The 19,372-nt window shown below is 60.3% G+C and carries 13 protein-coding genes and 1 pseudogene; 2 read left to right on the forward strand and 12 right to left on the reverse strand.

The features are described from left to right. The 12 genes and pseudogenes from B5M41_RS21970 to B5M41_RS22025 all read right to left on the reverse strand — a co-directional run. A partial coding sequence (locus B5M41_RS21970) for a transposase (protein ID WP_230640285.1) occupies nucleotides 1-217 on the reverse strand: 217 nt, incomplete at its 3' end. 106 nt (nucleotides 218-323) lie between these two features. Next, a complete protein-coding gene (locus tag B5M41_RS21975; RefSeq protein WP_134650196.1) occupies nucleotides 324-2,657 on the reverse strand; it encodes a beta-glucosidase family protein in 2,334 nt (777 codons plus the stop codon). 38 nt (nucleotides 2,658-2,695) lie between these two features. After that, complete coding sequence (locus B5M41_RS21980) at nucleotides 2,696-3,184, reverse strand: MarR family winged helix-turn-helix transcriptional regulator (protein WP_134650197.1); 489 nt, start codon at nucleotides 3,182-3,184, stop codon at nucleotides 2,696-2,698. Between the two features lie 44 nt (nucleotides 3,185-3,228). Next, the gene (locus B5M41_RS21985; RefSeq protein ID WP_134650198.1) at nucleotides 3,229-3,834 is read right to left on the reverse strand and encodes a cysteine hydrolase family protein; all 606 of its coding nucleotides are present in this window, start codon (nucleotides 3,832-3,834) and stop codon (nucleotides 3,229-3,231) included. Between the two features lie 2 nt (nucleotides 3,835-3,836). Next, the gene (locus B5M41_RS21990; protein WP_134650199.1) at nucleotides 3,837-4,886 is read right to left on the reverse strand and encodes an ABC transporter ATP-binding protein; all 1,050 of its coding nucleotides are present in this window, start codon (nucleotides 4,884-4,886) and stop codon (nucleotides 3,837-3,839) included. Further along, nucleotides 4,873-5,652 (reverse strand): ABC transporter permease, encoded by a 780-nt coding sequence (locus B5M41_RS21995; protein ID WP_134650200.1) that lies wholly within the window; start codon nucleotides 5,650-5,652, stop codon nucleotides 4,873-4,875. Before B5M41_RS21995 ends, B5M41_RS21990 begins: the two co-directional genes overlap by 14 nt. 10 nt (nucleotides 5,653-5,662) lie before the next feature. Then, nucleotides 5,663-6,577, reverse strand: coding sequence for an ABC transporter permease (locus tag B5M41_RS22000; protein ID WP_134650201.1), 915 nt, complete (start codon nucleotides 6,575-6,577; stop codon nucleotides 5,663-5,665). Continuing rightward, nucleotides 6,567-7,643: an ABC transporter substrate-binding protein gene (locus B5M41_RS22005; protein ID WP_134650202.1), complete on the reverse strand. Its 1,077-nt coding sequence runs from the start codon at nucleotides 7,641-7,643 to the stop codon at nucleotides 6,567-6,569. The genes B5M41_RS22000 and B5M41_RS22005 overlap by 11 nt, the downstream gene beginning before the upstream one ends. A gap of 392 nt (nucleotides 7,644-8,035) precedes the next feature. Further along, nucleotides 8,036-10,252, reverse strand: a pseudogene (locus B5M41_RS22010) (MGH1-like glycoside hydrolase domain-containing protein); the annotation flags it as partial. A 15-nt stretch (nucleotides 10,253-10,267) separates the two neighbouring features. Beyond that, nucleotides 10,268-12,955 (reverse strand): carbohydrate-binding protein, encoded by a 2,688-nt coding sequence (locus tag B5M41_RS22015; protein WP_134650291.1) that lies wholly within the window; start codon nucleotides 12,953-12,955, stop codon nucleotides 10,268-10,270. An 11-nt stretch (nucleotides 12,956-12,966) separates the two neighbouring features. Next, entirely contained in the window at nucleotides 12,967-16,509 is a 3,543-nt protein-coding gene (locus B5M41_RS22020) for a molybdopterin cofactor-binding domain-containing protein (RefSeq protein WP_134650204.1), read from the reverse strand. After that, the gene (locus B5M41_RS22025) at nucleotides 16,506-17,006 is read right to left on the reverse strand and encodes a (2Fe-2S)-binding protein (RefSeq protein ID WP_230640297.1); all 501 of its coding nucleotides are present in this window, start codon (nucleotides 17,004-17,006) and stop codon (nucleotides 16,506-16,508) included. The genes B5M41_RS22020 and B5M41_RS22025 overlap by 4 nt, the downstream gene beginning before the upstream one ends. 379 nt (nucleotides 17,007-17,385) lie before the next feature. Here B5M41_RS22025 and B5M41_RS22030 point away from each other — a divergent pair, with 379 nt between their 5' ends. After that, nucleotides 17,386-18,522, forward strand: coding sequence for an FAD-dependent monooxygenase (locus B5M41_RS22030; protein ID WP_134650206.1), 1,137 nt, complete (start codon nucleotides 17,386-17,388; stop codon nucleotides 18,520-18,522). Then, nucleotides 18,519-19,319, forward strand: a complete 801-nt coding sequence (locus B5M41_RS22035) for an alpha/beta fold hydrolase (RefSeq protein ID WP_134650207.1) — start codon at nucleotides 18,519-18,521, stop codon at nucleotides 19,317-19,319. The genes B5M41_RS22030 and B5M41_RS22035 overlap by 4 nt, the downstream gene beginning before the upstream one ends. Nucleotides 19,320-19,372 lie beyond the last annotated feature (53 nt).

The raw sequence follows: 19,372 nt of genomic DNA on the forward strand, positions 1-19,372 counted from the left end.
AGACGCCGAGCCGGCTCCAGCGAATGAAGCGGTTGTAGAGCGTCTTATGCGGACCGTAGCCAGTCGGCGCGTCCTTCCACCGGAGACCGTTGCGAATAACGTAGACGATGCCGCTCACCACCCGGCGGTCATCGACCCTCGGCACTCCGTGGGACAGCGGAAAGAACGGCGATATCCGCGCCATCTGGCGCTCGCTTAGCAGAAACAAATCACCCATCAAGGCCTCCTATTGGAAGCCGTGAAGCACATTTCAAACGAAATTAATAGGTCCTGAGCCTAGGTGCTGCAATAAACACCGAGCTTACCAATGGCGGATTTTAGACTTACTCTGATTTATGGACCGCTTCGTTCAGACCCTCTAGCAGGACACAAATATCTTCTTTCGCAACGGTATCGCCGACGAACCAGCTGAGTGTATCGTAGAACCCAAGGAATGAGCCACGAACCTTGTCCAAAAGCGCGATTGCCTCGCTATCCGTGATGGAGAGTTTTGCTGCCAGGAACTCGCGTAACACCGTATCCGCCTGCGGATGGGAAAAGATCAGCGCTGGCGGCGAATCTGGGGAAAGGTTTGACGGCAGAAATGTCTGGCGGTGGCAGGCCAGGGTTCGGCTAAGGCGGATGTCGCGCGATGAGGCGGCGGCCTCGATCACGAAGGCTTCGGCATCCAGAACCCATGTGGAGCGCGTGGTATCGTAATAGTGGAAATCGCGTGGACTGAGCGCAAACGTCACGGTTTTCTCTTCGCCGGGACACAGATGCACTTTGGCAAAGGCTTTGAGCTCCCTGATTGGTCGCTTCAAGCCGGGCTTGACCGGACGGATGTAGAGTTGAACAATTTCCTTGCCCGCGACCGCACCGGTATTTCGCGCAGTGACACGAGCGGTGCAATGGGTGCCCGGTGTAGCGACGTCGGTATCGAGTGTCATGTCTTCATAGGAAAAGGTCGTGTAGCTCAAGCCGTGACCAAAAGGGTATAGCGGCTCTATCGCCTTTAGATCGTAGAACCGGTATCCGACGAAAATCCCTTCACTGTAGAAGTGGCGGCCATGTTCGCCCGGATAGGTATGCCAACCTGGAATGTCTTCGATGCGCACCGGCATGGTAACCGACAGCTTGCCGCAGGGGTTTCTTTCACCGAACAGTATCTGGGCGATAGCTTCACCGCCGCCCTGACCGGGATAAAAACACGCCAGCACGGCATCGACGCCGTCGATCCACGGCGCTTCCACAGCATCTGGCATGGACAAGATGACGATAACGCTTCGCCCCGCATCAGCCAGCGCCTGGATGATTGCGGCCTGGCCCGCAGCGAGCCTCAGCGTGTCACGGTCATTGCCTTCGCCGTGGCGGCTCTTCTCATTTTCGGCAAAGACGATCGTGACATCGGCGTCCCGTGCCGCCTCAACAGCGGCGTTTGGGGCGCTTTCGGACGGCAGGTGACGGACATCGAATCCTGCACCGGCGCGTTCGGTGATCTGCGTCAATGGACAATCGACGCGGTAGGGATTGGTCGTAGCAGATCCCGAGCCCTGGATGATTGGCTCAAGGGCGCTGTCGCCGATGATAAGGAGACGGCGTAATGCCTTGGGATCCAGTGGCAGGATACTGCCCTGGTTCTTCAGAAGTACAATTGATTCCGCCGCAAGCTGGCGCGAGAGCCGGTGATGTTCATCGAGGTCGACGGTTGTGTCCGGCCGTTCGTTGGCTTTGCACAGGCGTATGAACTTCAGGAGCGTCCTGCAGGCTGCGTCCACAGCGTCGAGTTCGACGTCACCGGTTTCGATCGCAGCGAGCAACTGCTGCTTGCGCGGCTTGCTCTCCGGCATGTCCAGCACCGTTCCGGCGCGCAAGGACGCGGCACGGTCCTTGATGGCGTGCCAATCGGAGAGCACCAGCCCGTCATACCCCCATTCGTCACGAAGCACTTTGGTCAGCAACCAATGATTTTCGGCCGCCTGCACGCCGTTGAGCAGATTGTAGGAACTCATGACGGTCCATGGCCCGCTCTTTTCGATCGCACGCTCGAAACCGGCGAGGTAGATTTCACGCAAGGCCCGTTCATCGACCTCAGAACTTGTCGTGGTTCGGTCGATTTCGGAATTGTTGCAGGCGAAATGCTTGAGCGAGGCGCCGACACCACCGTCCTGAAGTCCGGAAATCAGCCCAGCGGCGAGATCACCATTGATGACCGGATCTTCCGAATAATATTCATAGGCCCTGCCGGCGAGTGGCGTGCGGCGGGTGTTGATGCCCGGCCCGAGCAGGAGATGTACGCCAAAGTTCTGGCACTCCGCGGCAAGCGCCGCGCCCATGCGATAGGCGAGGTCAACATCCCAGGAGCAGCCAATCAGATTGCCGTTTGGAAAGCAGGTTGCCGGTCGCGTCGTGCCGAACATACCGCTTCCGTCACCAGCTTGCTGGTTGACGAGTCCCAGAAATGCCTGGAGGCTGTTCTCATCGCTGTCGCCGGCATCGATCTGCGTGGTCGAATATCGGACGCCGTACGTACCGTCGGTCATGACGATCGACGGGATGCCGAGCCTCTCGATGCCGGCGGTTTTCCAGAGCCCGCGACCGCTCAGAAGATCGACCTTCTCGACCGCCGTCATCTGATCGACAAGCGATATGATTTCGTCGTCCGTCGGCTGGAACATGAGGGAGCTTTCAAGTCTTGTGGCAAGCGCGAGGCTGCTCAGCAGATTTTCCGGAGCAATTCCATCAACATCATGCGCTCGGCAGGGGAGAGCGTGCCCAGCGTTTCCTGCGAGATTTGCAGCGCAATCGACAGATTGCGGCTGACCGTTGCTTCCCCTTCGGCGGTCAAGGTGAGGACAAGGCGGCGTGCGTCAGTCGGATCCGGCGCGGTATGAACGAGACCTCGTTTGACGAGGCGGTCCACGACCCCCTTGATTGTCGCCATGTCCATCGCGGTTTCGCGGCCGAGATTGCCTTGGGAGCAGGGCTGGAGATCCTTGAGCTTGACCAGCGCCGCCCATTGGGTTGTCGTCAGCTTCTCGGAGATCAGGCTGGCAAAAATGGCCACGTGCCGTTGGTTGGCCTGGCGCAGATAAAAGCCGATCTGTTCGCCAAGCATATATTGGGCGTGTTGATCGCCGCCACCGGACGTCGAAGACGGGCTGCCATCATCAGAGCTGGTATTGTCTTTGGCCGGAACGTCCATCGGATCTCTCGAACTTTGCCTTTTGCCAGGGATTTGACGCCCCGTCATACTGCCTCATCTCGCCACAAATTCAGAATGGCCTGCGTGGACAAGGTTTCAACCTGTTCCGAAAGCCTTGGGACCAGATGGGTCATGACCGCATCATGCGCCGCCTGATCGCTGCTTGTCAGCGCGTCGATGGCAAGGATGACCCTGTAGCCGGCGTCGACGGCATCAAGGACGCTGGCATAGACGCAGACATCGGTCTCGACGCCGGAAAAAATCAGCGTATCGACGCCCGAAGCTTTCAGGCGTTCGTCAAAGCCGGGCGAACCGAAAATGGAGTAGGTCGCCTTGTCGATGATGTTGCTTTCATCGGCAATGGCTGCCAGTGGCGCCATCAGATCCAGCATGGCGGGATCAATTGCATCGCGTGTGACGGACGACCATCGTTCATAATAAGTCTTCCACCGGCCTGTCGCGGCGCCTGCGTTCTGCGGGACGATGAAACGGGCATAGAGGGTCTCCTGCGGGCGTGCTTTGCAGAGCTTCAGCACGTTCGGAAGAATATCCGCCATCGACGGCGTGTACCACACGGTTTCCTCGGCAAAGAGGCGCTGCATGTCGATAACGAGGTGCAGCGTGTTTTTCGAGAATGCCGCGGTTTCCATGATCAGTCCGCCACCGCGACCGTGTGCTGCGCCGACCAGGTGAGCGAAATCTCGTCGCCTTCCTTGAGGACCGTGCCGTCGCGGTTCTGGGCGAACAGCTTGAGCGGCAGGCCATCGGCCGTCTCCAGATGATAGGACAAGACGGGACCGGCGTAGATGACGGTGGTGATGCGCGCCTTGATGCTGTTTTCAGCGGTACTGCCCGACGCGATCGCCATTTTCTCGGGGCGTATTGCAAGCGTGACCGTGGAGCCCGTCGCGGGCAATATGCTCGTGCTCTTGATCAGGGAACCATCGGCGAGGCGAACGGCGCCGTCTTCAACCGCGCCAGTGAGAAAGTTGGAATCGCCGAGGAATTCGGCCGAAAACCGCGTCAGCGGCTTTTCATAAACCGTTTCCGGTTCGCCGATCTGCACGATGCGGCCTTTGTCGAGAATGGCCACCTTGTCCGAAAGGGTCAGCGCCTCTTCCTGGTCATGGGTCACGAAAATGGTCGTCAGGCCGCTTTCTCGCTGGATGCGCAGCAACTCGACCTGCATTTCCTGACGAAGCCTGCGATCGAGCGCCGATAGCGGTTCGTCGAGAAGCAATACGCTCGGCTTGATCACGATGGCGCGGGCCAATGCCACACGCTGCTGCTGACCGCCGGAAAGCTGTTTTGGCGTGCGGTCGCCAAAGCCCGGAAGACGAACCATTTCCAGCGCGCGGTCGACTTGCCTGCGCGCCTCTGCGCCCCTGATGCCGCGCCGTTCGAGGCCGAAGGCGACGTTCTGGGCAATGGTCATATGCGGGAAGAGCGCATAGGACTGGAACATCATGCCGATATTGCGACCCCAGACAGGAACATCCGTGACATCGTTGTTACCGATCATTACCAAGCCCTGGTCCGGCTTGATGAAGCCGGCAATGATGCGCAGCAATGTCGTCTTGCCCGACCCGGAGGGGCCGAGGAGGCTTGTGAAGGAGCCGTCCGCAAATTCGGTGGTGATATCGGCGAGAACCGGTGTGGTTCCGTAGGTCTTGGCGACAGAATTGACTTTAACGTTTGTCACGGGTGTCTCCGGGCTTGGCAAAGCGCGCAAAAATCAGGATCACGGTCATCGAGCCGAGCAGGAGCACGGTCGAGATCGCATTGATTTCAGGGGTGAAGCCCTTGCGGATCGAGGAGTAGATCTGCACCGGCAGCGTCGTATAGCCGGGCGTTGCGAGAAAGTAGGAAATCACGAATTGGTCGAGCGACACCGCGAAGGCAAACAGGGCAGCGCCCAGAATACTCGGATATAGCAGCGGCAGTGTCACGGAGAAGAAGGCATGCACCGGCGTCGAGCCGAGGCTCATCGCCGCTTCTTCGAGATCGGCGCGGATGGTCCGGAAACCGGTGCCGACGACCAGAACCACATAGGGAATGGCAAGCGCGACATGGCCGATCAACAGCGCATGCATGCCCCGGCCGATCCCGCTCCAGTAGAAGAAGATCAGCATGGCCGTGCCGGTGATCAGCCACGGAATGGCGATCGGCGGCAAAAGCATGAGCTGTAGCAGGCTCTTGCCGCGAAACGTCCGCCGCGAGAGCGCCACCGACGCCATGGTTCCGAGCGCCGTTGCAACGACAGACGTGATCAGCGCGATGATGATGCTGTTCATGCCTGCCGTCAGCAGGATCTTGTTGTTCCAGAGCGCATCGTACCAACGCGTCGAGAACGTGAAGGGCAGTTCGTAAAGTTGCGATTCATTGAAACCCATGGCCATCATCACGAGGATGGGCGTGTAGAGAAAGACCAGGGTGGCGATGAGATAGAAACGGCCAAGTGATTTCATGATCGTCTCCTCACGCCGCTGTGCCACGGCGCAGGACGCCGGAGAAGGTTGCAAAGATTGCGAGCACGACAGCGAGAAGCGTGAAGGACAGGGATGCGCCCAGTGGCCAGTTGAAAGCCTGTGTGAACTGGTCCTCGATCACCGTTCCCATTGTCACGCCGACACGCCCGCCGAGAATTCGGGGTTCCATGAACGACCCGATGACCGGAACGAAGGTCAGGACTGCGCCCGAGATGAGGCCGGGGGCCGCAAGTGGCAGGAGAATCTTGAAAAGGATGGTCCACCAGCGCGCCCCTAGGCTGGCTGCGGCTTCGATGATCGCGTCATCGATCGTCACGAGCGCGATATAGCAAGTGAGGATCATGTAGGGCAGGTAACCGTGAACCAGGCCGACCACGATCGCATAGCGGGTATAGAGGAACCCGATCGACCCGGCATCCGGCGCAACCATATGCAGCAGACTGTCGAGGAAGCCGTTTTCCCTGAGCACCATCGTCCATGAAAAGACGCGGACCAGGCCGTTCGTCCAGAACGGCAGGAGAATGAGGATGAGCAGCATTTCGCGCGTCTTGCCGAATGTCGAGCGCACCAGCGCGACGGCGGCCAGAAAGCCCAGGATGGCACAGATCAGCGTCGTCCAGAAGCCGATCAGCAGCGATGTGATGCCGATGCCCACCAGATAGGGCTGGTCGAAGAAGGCCCGGTACTGTTTCAACGTGAAAACGATCGGCGCCTTGCCCATCGGGGTCGCCGACAGGAAGCTGAACGCGAACATCGTCAGAAGCGGCAGGAATACCGCGATCGTCAGCCAGCCATATGTCGGCATCAGGAGTGCCGTGGTCGAAACCCATGGCGGCAGTGCGCGCCCGTTGCGCGGACCGGAAGGTCCGCGCGCTGGCGCCAGTGTCAGCTGGTCATTCCGCATAGAAGGCTTTCACTTCCTGCCAGATGTTGTTGAAGGCTTCCCGGCGATCATCCGGCAAGGCCGACATGATGCTCATTGTCTTCAGGTATTCGGCCTTGTGCACCTGGCGGCTGAGGTCGTCGGCGGGCAGTGCATCGATGGCGGCGGTGTTCGCGGATGCCGGCGCGCCGACCTTGGTTGCCCATTCCACATAGAAGGTTGGATCGATCATCCAGTTGGCGAAGGCAAGCGCACCTTCGGGGTTCGGGGCCGACGCCGGGATGCCGAGACCGTCAACCCAGCCGACTGCGCCTTCCTTGGGAACGACAAAGGTCACCGGGAGCTTGGAATTGCGCTTCGAACGCACGGAACCGCCGGACCAGAATACCGAGAGATCGAACTCCTTGGCCGCGAAAGACTTGTTCCACTGATCTTCGGTCGACCAGAGCAGTTTGACGTTCGGCTTGATCGACTTCAGCGCTTCGATGACGGCAGCCAGATCCTTGGGGTCGTTCATGTCCTGACCGGTCATGAGGGCGCCGATGCCAACATTGATGATGGCGTCGTCATCGAAGGCAACGCGGCCCCTGTAGGCAGGATCAGCCAGAGCGGCGTAGCTGTCGGGAACCGGCATGCCGTCGCGGATTGCCAGCGACGTCATTCCCCACACCCACGGAACCGCATAGCCCGTGCCGTCCTTGCTGAAGTTCGGATTGGTCAGGAATGCGTTGTCGACCGTCTTCGAGTTCGGCACCTTGCTGAAATCGATCGGCTGGAGAAGGTCTTCGGCGATCGCCTGTGCGCAACGCGCTGCATTGAGAACAACCAGATCGTAAGCGCCGGGATTGGTGCGCAGCTTGGTCAGCATCTCCGATTCCGAGCTGTAATAGTCGTGAACGACTTCAATGCCGGTCTTCTCGGTAAAGGCCTTGATCGACCAGGCTTCGTCGGTGCCATAGCCCTGCCAGTTCAGGACCGTGATGGTGCCGGCCGCAAAAGCCATGCCCGGGAGCGCTGCAAATGCGCTGGCGGCTACAAGTGCCGCGGACATCAGTTTCAATACATTGCGTTTGGTAAGCTCAGTCATGTTGGCACCCCTCTCGTAAATACACAGTTGCGATGATCGTGACTTGGTCAACGACCACAATGGAATCGGCAAGGCCGACGGTAGAAGGCGCCTTGCAGGCGCACAATTATGTTTGTGTACAAACAAAACAGAGGGGATGAGAATGCTGGCAACCGAGTATTTCGGGACGAACGAATTCATGCTCCGCACGATAGCGGAACGTCTTTCCGAAACGACAATGCAACACTATCTGCTATGCAGACCTCAAGCGAGAGTATCAAACTCCCATCGCGATCCTTAGTTCAAACCCTCTGGTCTTTTTCAGTCTTTTCGTTTTTATTTGTGTACAAACTATTGGGCAGGATTTTCTGCCTGTCAAGCGCTTCTTGCCCCCACGCGTGTTCATGCCGATAAAAATAGACCTGGAAATGCCGAGCCTGCGCGCTTTCGGCAATGTTCACGCGGATACCATCGTGGCTTGTGGTATAATCCACCTCGTCGCCATCGACCCGCACGCTCGCCACCGCGCGCGCGGATACATTCGGCAGGATGATTTCGCCCGCTTCCAAGACCGGCGAAATGGCACAGGAAAAGGCCGTTGGCCCGATGTCGATTCGGGAAAACGTTGTCTGCAGGTCTGTTTGCATCACGACGCGGTCATTCAGCGTCATAGAGAGCAGGCCGGCTTCGATCGTAATGTTCAAGGTTCCCGCGGGCGACAGCATCGGTCCGATAGAAAGGTCCTTGCCGCCATTGTGGATCGTCCATCCTGTCCAGGGATCGAAATCGACGATTTCACCCGTCGCCATCAGAGGCAGCAAAGCGGCCCAGATATAGAATGGATCGGTGTCGCCCTGATCCATCGCCTCGCCTGTGACCGCATTGTAGTTTTCCGCGGCGATACGGTCCCTGCTCCAGGATTTCATGAAAAGCGCGTAGCTCTGGTCGGCAAGCTTGCTCGCCTGCGCATGGAACCCATAGCGGCGCAGGCCAAGCCAGACCATGTAGTTGACGTTCGGCCAGATGCGTCCGCGCCAATAGACATTATCGCCGAAGGCAGGGTCATCGCGTGTCGCGTTCGGCAGCACGAAATCTCCGCCGAATGTCCTCTCGTCGCTCAAATGTTCAAGCAGACGTGCAGCCTGCTCTGGTGTGGCTGCGCCGCAGAGCAGCGGATAGAAGCTGGTTGGCGAGAGCGAGCGGACGAAACCGCCGCTACGCTGACGGTTGGCGAAGATGCCGCGTGTTTCGTCCCAGAGCGTTTCCGAGATCAGCTTGCGGCTGCGTTCGGCGATATCTGCAAATTCGCGGGCATCATCATGCTTGCCGAGCACCGTTGCCATCTTGGACAGCATTTCGGCATCGAGCGCGGCTGCGCAGTTCAGGCCGAGATCGAACGTGGACAGCGTGCGGGTGACCGGATCGTAGACCGCCTCGTCATGGGTCGCGGAATTGTCCATCCCGGTCTCGTTGCGGGCACCGAAAGCCGTGCCCTTGTAGAGACCTTCGCCCACGTCGGACGTCCCGCAAGACAGGAGCCCGAAGGAATCCGGATCGCGGTTCTCCCACCACCAGCGTTGATTGCGGGCAAGGGCGTCGTAGCTTGCCGCGATCATCGAGCGTTCGCCGGTTCGCTGATAGAGTTGCCAAGCGACCAGGGCGCCGTTCGGATGCTGGCTGCGATCGACCCAGGCATCGTTTGAGGTGACGATGCAGGCGATATTGCCCTGGGGCGTGGCGCTGGCCATGGCGGTCGCCATGTTTTCGCGCGCCAGATCCGCATCGAAAACGCCGGCCAGAAGAGCCGCAAAAAGCTGATCATTGTACCAGACGGCGAATTTCCCGAGATTCCAGATCCGCGTTACAGCCGTATAGGGTCGCGCATTGGTGTCGTCCCAGATTGTGTTCCACGCGACCACGTCACGCACTGCGTCGAGGGAACCGTTAAACGCACCGCTCTGGGCTTCTGTCTTGGCCGGAGCCGTGCCGCCGGCAAGGCACGCCTTGGCTTTCTCGACGGCAAGTTCGGCGCTGTCGGCAACGGCGGCGGCATAGGCGCCCTTGCGCATCATTTCCAGATTGAACCGCAGCGCGATCACGGGCGCCTCGTTACGGCGCGTCGCCGTATAGAAATAGCCATTTTCCTCGAAGTCGGCGCGCAGGGCATCGATCGTATCATGACCGGTGACATGGACCGGCGCTTCAGCCGTCACGACCGCGACGAAGCGCGTGCCGACCTTCAGGAGTGTGGTGTCGCGCCCGGCATCGTGGACACCGACCTCGCCGCCATCGGAGGAGATCGCCAGCGTCAGCCAGAACCGCAGACCCCATTCGGCGGAAACCGTTCCTTCCCAGCTTCCGCGAACGGCAAACGGGTCGGTTTTGGTCGTCGAGAAGGCGATCGTTGTTCCGGTGTGGTCGGTTTCGAGTTCGATCAGTGACCCGTCGATGGTATGCCGGCCCAGCCGGACCGGGTTGTGACGCGATTCGATGGCCGAGGTCGTCTTGCTGCGGGTTGAATAGAGCACCGGTGTGATACGCACGCCAAGTGGCAGGAAAACCATTTCGGCCGGGCGATCGGACCAGCTGTTCCAGGCGCGCATCAGGGGGACGGTCATATGTTTTGGCATGGTTCCGGTATCCGGTCAGTTTGAAAGCGGGATCAGTTTCGGTGCAGCGGTCAGGCCGCTCCCGTCCGGCCTATCGCCGAGATAGGGCGTGTTCCGGTAATAGCGGTTTGCAGCCGTGTTGGCGACGTGAAGCTCCAGCATATGCGTGCCGGTGCTCAGGCGCCCGAGCGTAAAGCGGTAGGGCCGCCAGGCTCGCCGATCGGTGGGCGTGCCATCAAGGAATGCGGTGACGGCAGTCTCGGCTTGCGGCAATTCTAGGATCCACTCGGCTTCGGTCTCGACCGTGAGCATCATGCGATAGACACCGACGCCAGAAAAGTCGGAGAAACCCTGATTTTCCCAACCGGTTTCGACGGAGATCGGCACAAAATCGGCACCTGCGCCCGGCGCGAAACTCCAGCCATCGGCAAGCGTGATGGCGCGTTCGCGATCGACGGCGGGCAGGGGGGCGATGGTACCTTTGTCCGCTGCGTCATGATTTGCCGCTCGTATCCGCAGGCAGTGTACAGCGTGCGGTTCGATGGTTGTGACCAGATGGCGAAAGGCTCCGATAGCCGTTATCGTGACGTCATGGGGCGACCATTCCTCGCATTCGAAGCCCTCGGTAAGGGTTATAGAGACATCGACGCCTTCCAGGCCATCGTTGAACAGGACGATCCGCCACCAGCCGCCTTCTTCGTATCCGACCCATTGCCACGGCCTGCGCACCGATCCGATTTGGATATCGGGACCGGATGACCGGACGGAAGAAAGCAGGGTGGCGATATGCTCTGCAGCGGGCGGCGTATCGCAGTGGTGGGACAGCGTGGGCGCGGCAATCGCCGCGCCGTCGTCGCAGGCAAGCGACAGGCGCTCACCTGACGACCAGATCATACCACCCGTGGACCTGAAGGCTTCGAGCGTGCGGAGCGTCTCCACTGTTTCAAGGACGGTGACCGACGGCAGCACCACGGCGTCGAACACAAGACCCGACGCAAAAAGCCGGCCATCCCGGATCTGCGCCGCGATCAGATCGGCCTCGCTGACGATCATGAAATCGCAACCCTGCGCCAGAAGCTCTTTGCACCACGCGCCAAGATGGGTTGCATGGCTGTGGCGCGGCCCTTCGGCCAAGGCGGTGTAAAGCGGATACAGGATCGCGACCGGAGTGCGGGGTTTCGCCGGCTCGATGAACGCGGAAATCCGGGCAGTCTCATCGGAAAAGAGATCATGATAGGGCCACCACGGCTCGAAATTGATGCCGGGCGCGAAATCGAATCTCGGGTTGACGAAAGGCGAGGGGTCGTCGTCTCGGCCGTCTGTCTGGTAGACGCCGTGCCAGATGAACTGTCGCATGCCGAGGCAATGCAGCCGGATGGCCTGCGCGCGTGCGGTCTCCAGCGTCAGTTCCCATTGGCCGGCGGCGCGCACCGTCGTTCTCTCGGCGCTGGCATAAGTTTCGACCATGCATCGGCTGCGTCCGTTCGAGCGTGCGACGGAATCGCCGAGTTTCGGTGCAAGCTGCGCTGCAAAATTGTTGGAATCGACGGCCGTTTGGTGCCGGTATGCATCGATGCCGAAGAAATCCACCGCCGGCGCGACGCGGGGATCGATGCTGATGAAGCCGCCATTCAGGGCAAAGGACGAGACATGCGGCAGGATTTCATGGCCGGTCAGGACGATTCCTGTCGTTTCGGCCCAATGGCGCAAGGTGCCGAAGAATGCCGCGTTCATCAGCGCCGAATAGGCGGCGTAGAATTGGGCCCGTATGCGCAACGTCTCGCGCCCGGTATCGCGAACCAGCGCCAGCAGCGCCTTCGCAAAGGATACGTCGCTCCGTTCCGCCACTGTCTGGCGAAGCGATGGTGCAAAAAGCAGGCTGTTGCCGAGGCTGCCGGAAATCTGGTCCCAACGATAAAAGCCAGCGGCCGGCTGATCGTAGAACACGAAGCCGACAGGATCAGGGATCAACCCGTCCAGTGCCGCGACGAGCGGATCGAGACCGACCTCGATGAAACGCCTGGCCGCTTTCGGAAGGAGGTAGTTGATGAGGCGCGAGGTCGTGGAGCGGGCACTGATGAAGACGGTCAGCGCCTGGTCCACTTCGATATTTCCATGGAATGCATAGGTGCAGGAAACGGCATCGCTGTCGGTGATGCGAACGTGCGTTGTCACGTCGACAATTTCGTCAGGAGCCCTGATATCCGAAGCTGGGTGCAGGACTGCCGCTTCCACCGTCCACTCGCACCATTCGACACGGCCGCCCTCGTACTGCCAGCCGATGATATCCGGCCCCATCGCTTGCACGAAAGGCGGGTGGATGCCGCTAATCGCCCCTTGTGGCGACGAGCCTGACGACCAGAACATATGACGTTCGCGCAGATCGTCCCGACCTGCGACGGTGCGTCCGCCGGCATGGCCGCTGATCCAATTGTAGTCATCGTAGAGGCCGAGCTTCAGGCCCAGTTCAGCTGCGATTTCGGCCGATATGCGATAGGCTTCGAGATACGGCGCGGAGAGATAACCATCCAGCGGCATGGCCAGCCGGGCCTGGATGAGGATCGTTCCAATGCCTTTCGCCTTGAAATCGGCAAGCTGGGTGCGGCAGACGTCCGGCGTCGGTATGGAGTGCCAGAACCAGTATGCGGATGGGCGAAACGCGGCTGTCGGCTCCCGGAAAAGAGCGCGGTCTTCATTCTGCCTGTCCGTCGCCGCCGGTTCCAACTCTTTGCCCTTCAATGCGCGGGCGACACGACGCGTTGCATCGCGCTCGACGTGTCGGTCCACGCGGCCTTGTCCGGCGCGAAACGGGCGCGCAGATAGGCGGCGAGATCCTTGATCTGCGTCTCGTTCAGCGTCTCGCGAAATGCTGGCATCGACATGACTTCGGGCGCTTCTCGTCCTGTGGTTTCGGCGAGGATCGCCGGCGCCTCGACACCGTTGAGGATCACCTGGAGGATATTGTCCGGCGTATCGGCATGCAGGTTGCTGTTCAGCGCCAGGGAAGAGAGGGGCGTATTGCCCTGATGGCAGGTGGCGCAGGCTCCGTTGAAGATGCGCTCGCCCTTGGGTGAGATGCGCGCGGCTTTTGCCTTTGCCGTTTCGCTGGCGGCAATCGCCGCCTCTTTTTGCGCCGCAGCCGCATCCGGCGCGGTTACCTCGTTCAGGCTGGCGAGATAGGTCGCCATTGCACGGATGTCCGTATCGGGAAGTGGCTGCATGACTTCGACAACATGCGCCATGGGGCCGGCAGCGCTCCCATGGTCGCGCGAATGACCAGTGCGCAGGTAGTCGTAGAAGGCATCCGCCGTCCAGCCGACCGGCCCTCTGGAAAAACTGTTGAGCGCAGGCGCTTCCCACCCGTCGGCGAATCCGCCGGAAAGTCGGGCTTCTCCGGATTTCTCCGCGCCAAGCGCGTTGCGCTCGGTATGGCAAGCCGAACAGTGGCCGAGCGTTTCGATCAGATAGGCGCCACGGTTCCATTCGGCCGAGCGGGTTTCGGTGTAGCGAAACGGTTCGTTTTTCAGGAACAACGCGTTCCAGCCGGCCATCATCGAGCGGATGTTATAGGGGAACTTCAGCGCCGTTTCCGGCGGCTTTTTCGCAACGGGGACTTGCGTCATCATATAGGCGTAGAGTGCCTGAAGATCGGCATCCTCGGCTCCGGCAAAGGAGGTGTAGGGATGGGCGGGGTAGAGGTGATGGCCGTCACGGCTCACGCCCTCGCGCATCGCCCGCTCGAAGGCCGGATAGGACCATGCGCCGATGCCATTTTCCCTGTCTGGCGTGATGTTGGTTGCGTAAACGGCGCCGAACGGCGTGTCGAAGCGTCGTCCGCCGGCAAAGGCTGTTCCGTCCGGGCCGACGTGACAGACGTTGCAGGCACCCGCCGCTGCGGCGAGACGTCCGCGTTCGATGGTGGCGGCACTGTAGACGTTGCTGTCCGGACGGGCGATCGGGGGGATCGCAGGGCGCCATGGCGAAGACATCGTCACGATGCTTGAAACAGCGGCGACCACTCCGGCGACGGATAGTCCAATGTTCCGCCATTTGCGTTTTTTGGGGTCGGGTGTCGGTTCGTCGGCTTTGCCGTTCAAAGCGGCCAGCACCAGTTCCGGCGTCAAAGGCAGTTCACGAAAGCGAATTCCGGTTGCGTCATAGACCGCATTGGCAATGGCGGATGCGCTTGGGACCGATGCGGATTCCCCGACGCCCAGTGGCGGCTCGTCCTGCCGCGGGATCATCAGCACGTCGATGTCGGGAACTTCGGGGAACGTGATCAACGAATAGCCGCCCCATTCCTTCGAGGTGACGGCCGTCGAAGAGAACTCCACCTTTTCCTTCAACACCCGGCTCGTCGACTGTATGACATTGCCGTGGATCTGATGCCGGACGCCATCGGGATTGATCATCATCCCGGAATCCTGGGCGCAGGTCACTTTCGTGACCGCGACCTCACCGGTCTTGATATTGACGGCAACGTCGGCAACCCATGCCGCCCAGGCAGCTGCCTTGCCGGGGAAGGGGCCGTGGATATAGACCGCGTAGGCAAAGCCGCGACCGTAAAGCAGGTCCCCTTCGCCGCCGAGCGTGCCCCATTTGGTATGGGGAACCCATTTCGCCCGTTCTGCCAGTGCGTTGACCAGGTCGACTGCGCGGGGATCCGCAAGATAACGCAGCCGGTATTCGATCGGGTCGACGCCAGCAGCGGCTGCCAGTTCGTCCACGTAGCATTCATGCGCAAAGGTGTTTGGCATGGCGGACACGCCGCGGAACCACGACGCCCGGGCGATCGGCGGCATATCGTGAACCGTCACACGCAGGTTGCCATAGGCGTAAGGCGGTATCGCTGTGCGGTCACCCATCTGCACGACATCGGAGACCGGTGGCACCTTGCCGGTCAGGATGAGCGGCAGGGTCGGGGCGAGATTGGAGGGATAGCGCGTTTGGAAATCATAGGCTGAAGGCCCGCCTTCCAGATCGAGGCCACCACGCACATCCATGATCTGGGCGGCCCCTTTCGGTTCCCAGGCATGTTCCTGCTCGCGGCTCAACTGGACCCGGACGGGAGCCTTGACGGCGCGTGACAGCAGGGCGGCATCGGCGGTGACGTCGTCAGCGCAGTTGCGGCCATAACATCCGGCAGCTTCCAGACGTTCCACCAAGATCACGTCTTCCGGGAGATCCAGGAGCAGGGCCAGATCCCGGCGCATCGGAAAGGGATTCTGTGTGCCCGACCAGACTGTCAGCCCGCCGTCTCGATAGTCCGCCACCGCGCAGGACGGGCCGATCGAGCCATGCATCTGGTAGGGCCAGACATAGGTCCGCTCCAGCAGCTGGGCGCTGCCGGCGAGGGCCATATCGACATTGCCGCGATCGGCGAGCGTGCGCGCCGTCGCGGGATTGGCACGCAGCGCCGCCTCCGGTGCGTTGAGATCCGGGCGCTCCGGCGGATCGCGCCAGACGACCTTGAGCCTTTTCGCGGCCTCGATGGCAATTTCCTCGCGTGTCGCGACGACGCCGACGAAATCACCGATGGCCACGACGCCGACCAGTCCGTCGATATCGGCAACGGAGCCCTCGTCGATGGAGATCAGGCTGTTACCGACATGTTCGCCATGATCGAAACCGGCATAGGGTGGACGCACGACGCGGCCATGCAGCATGCCGGGTACGCGCACGTCATGTACATAGGTCCATTGTCCGGTCGCCTTCGCCGGAATATCGACCCGCGGACGTGACGACCCGACAAGCGTATAGTCCGATGCGGGCTTCAGGGCAGCGTCGGCATCGATCGACAGGCGCACATGTTCGCCCGCGACGAGGTCGGCAAAGGTCAGGGCCCAGTTTTCGCCGGTAGAGGCACGAATGATCCCGGACTCTAGAAGAAGCTGATCAAGCGGGACGCCGGTCTTCGCGGAAGCTTTTGCGAGAAGGTGATGGCGCGCCGTCGCGGCGGCCAGTCGCAGGGGAACGGCTGTGATCTGAATGGTTTCGCTGGCAATGGTCGCGCCCTGATTGGGTGCGGCAGAGGTCGCGCCGAGTACCATCTCGACCTGTTCGAATGGTACGCAGAGCTCCTCCGCGACAATCTGTGCAAGCGAAGTGCGGACGCCCGTCCCGAGATCGACGTGACCGTTGAAGGCTGTGACAAGCCCGTCCGGTCGGATGGCGATGTAGAGTTCGGCGTCATCACCGCAGGTGACATCCGATACGATGAGCAGCGTGTCGGTAGTGGCCATGTAGGATGATTTCGGCGTTTCGCGGTGGGCAGTCATGGCGAAACCTCCGTCTTGTCGACCGGCGCCGGGCCGGATTCCCGGTCCGCCCGGGCATAGCGTACAGCCCGCCGTGCGGCGGCCAGAATTTCCATATGTGTACCGCAACGGCAAAGATGATGGCGCAATGCTTCGCGAATGTCGCTCTCGCCGGGGTCGGGATTGCGCGCGAGCAGACCAACGATGGCGATGATCATGCCGTTGAGACAATAACCGCATTGCGCCGCCGCTTCCTCGATGAAGGCGCGCTGCACGGGATGGAGGCCTCCTTCAGCCGCGAGACCTTCGAGCGTCGTCACCCGCCGGGTGCTGACGGCACTAAGCGGGACCGTGCAGGAGCGCACAGGCCGACCATCGACAAGAACAGCGCAGGCGCCGCATTCACCGAGGCCGCAACCGTATTTCGGTCCGTTGAGGGCGAGGTCGTTTCTCAGGATGTAGAGGAGTGGCGTTTCGGGCTTCGCGTCAAGGTGACGGACGGCATCATTCACGGTCAATGAAACGGAAACCGACGTCAAGGCCGGCGCTCCGGCCACGCGACGGAAACAAGGCTCGCGCCTTTTGCAATCGGACGAATCGCTACGACACAGGCATCCCGAAGATGCCCGCATCCCATAACGATGCGACGGTCACCGACATCACGCATCAACTGTTCCCTTATTTTTATATTAAAAGTGTATACGCTTCATATTGGGGGCTGGCAAGTCCAAATTATGCGTTGCAAACCGGCGAAAACGCCGTAGGATTTGGGACGAAAATCGCAGACCAGCGAAAAAATTACGTAACGCACTTGCTATTTAAAGCGTATACACTACAAATTACGATAAGCTATCCAATGAGAAAACAGCCCGTCGAAAGACGGTTAGAGGGGTCGCCATGTCCAGCGGAAATGAAAAGATTGCGATTATTGGTGCAGGCCTTGGCGGTGCCGTCGCGGGTGCGTTGCTTCAGCATGCCGGGTTCAACGTAAACGTCTATGAACAGGCGCCGAGCTTTGCGCGCCTCGGCGCCGGTATTCATATGGGGCCGAATGTCCTGAAGATTTTCGAACGCATCGGCGTCGATCAGAAGGTCAAGGATATCAGCAGCACGCCGACCCACTGGTTCAGCCGTGACGGAATCACCGGCGACTATCTTTCGCGCATTCCGCTCGAAGGCTATGGCGCAACCTATTGCACAGTGCATCGCGGTGATCTGCAGGCAATCCAATGCGATGCGCTTCAGCCCGGCACGCTGCATTTCGGCAAGAAGCTCGCGCGCGTCGAGGACAGTGGTTCCGATGTACTCGTGGAATTCGAGGACGGAACGTCGGTTCGCGCCGATATCGTTATCGGTGCCGATGGCATCAACTCGCGTGTCCGCGAAACGCTGCTTGGCGAGGAAAAGCCCAATTATAGCGGCTGGGTCGGCCATCGTGCGTTGATCTCCGCCGACAAGCTTAAAAAATTCGATCTCACCTTCGAGGATTGCGTCAAGTGGTGGGGTCCTGACCGGCATATGATGGTCTACTACACGACGGCGCGTCGTGACGAATATTATTATGTCACCGGTGTCCCGCATGCGGCATGGGAATTCGATTCCACCTTTGTCGACAGCAGTCGCGAAGAAATGGCGTCCGCCTTCGAAGGTTATCATCCGATCATCCAGGCTCTGATTGAGAGCACCGATACGGTGACCAAATGGCCGCTGTTCAATCGTAATCCGCTGCCCTTGTGGAGCAAGGGGCGCCTGGTTCTGCTTGGCGACGCCTGCCATCCGATGAAGCCGCATATGGCGCAAGGGGCGGCCATGGCCATCGAAGATGCCGCCATGCTCACCCGCTGCCTGCAGGAAACCGGCGTCAGCGATTTCGGCACGGCCTTCAAGCTATATGAAGCCAACCGCCGAGATCGCGCGACGCGGGTGCAGGCCGTTTCCAATGCCAATACCTTCCTGCTCGACCAGGAGGATCCGTCCTGGGTCTATGGCTACGATATCTATGCCGAACCGCTGAAGAGCGAGTACGCGGCATGAGCGGGCAGGCGCTCTACGGCGCTAACATTTCCGCCAATGGCATCCGCCAGCATTATCTCCGCTACGGTGGGAAAGGCCCGGCCGTCATCCTGATTCCCGGTATCACCAGCCCGGCGATCACCTGGGGTTTCGTTGCGGAACGGCTGGCCGAGCGCTACGACGTCTATGTCCTCGACGTGCGCGGTCGTGGCCTGTCCTCGACCGGCCCCGATCTCGACTACGGTCTTGATGCGATGGCGGCCGATGTCGTCGCGTTCGCTTCGGCGCTCGGGCTTTCGAAACCGGCGTTGCTTGGTCATTCGATGGGCGCACGCATCGCAATCCGCGCGGCAGTTTCCGCGCCTCGCGCGTTTTCGAGGCTCGCCCTCATCGATCCACCGGTTTCCGGGCCCGGGCGGCGTGCCTATCCGAGCAAGTTGCCCTGGTATGTCGACAGTATCCGTCTGGCGACAAGCGGTATCGACGCCGAGGGCATGAGGGCGTTCTGCCCGACCTGGACCGACGAACAGTTGAAGCTGCGCGCCGAATGGCTGCACACCTGCTACGAGCCCGCCATCGTCACCGCTTTTGAGGACTTCCACAAGGACGATATCTTTCCGGATCTGCCGAAACTGACGCTGCCTGCCATGCTGATGGTGGCCGGTCGGGGCGGCGTGATTGAGAAGGTGGATGAGGAGGAAGCACTGTCGCTTCAGCCCGCGCTGGAAATCGTCCATGTGCCGAACGCTGGCCACATGATCCCCTGGGATGATTTCGACGGCTTCTTTGAGGCTCTCGGAGATTTCCTCTCCCGCTGATCGGCAGCGGCGGATCAAACGGTTCGCCGCTGTTTCTTTTTGCTCTTTTTCGC

Origin of the sequence: Shinella sumterensis, from assembly GCF_004514425.2 — a bacterium.
GTDB lineage: Bacteria > Pseudomonadota > Alphaproteobacteria > Rhizobiales > Rhizobiaceae > Shinella > Shinella sumterensis.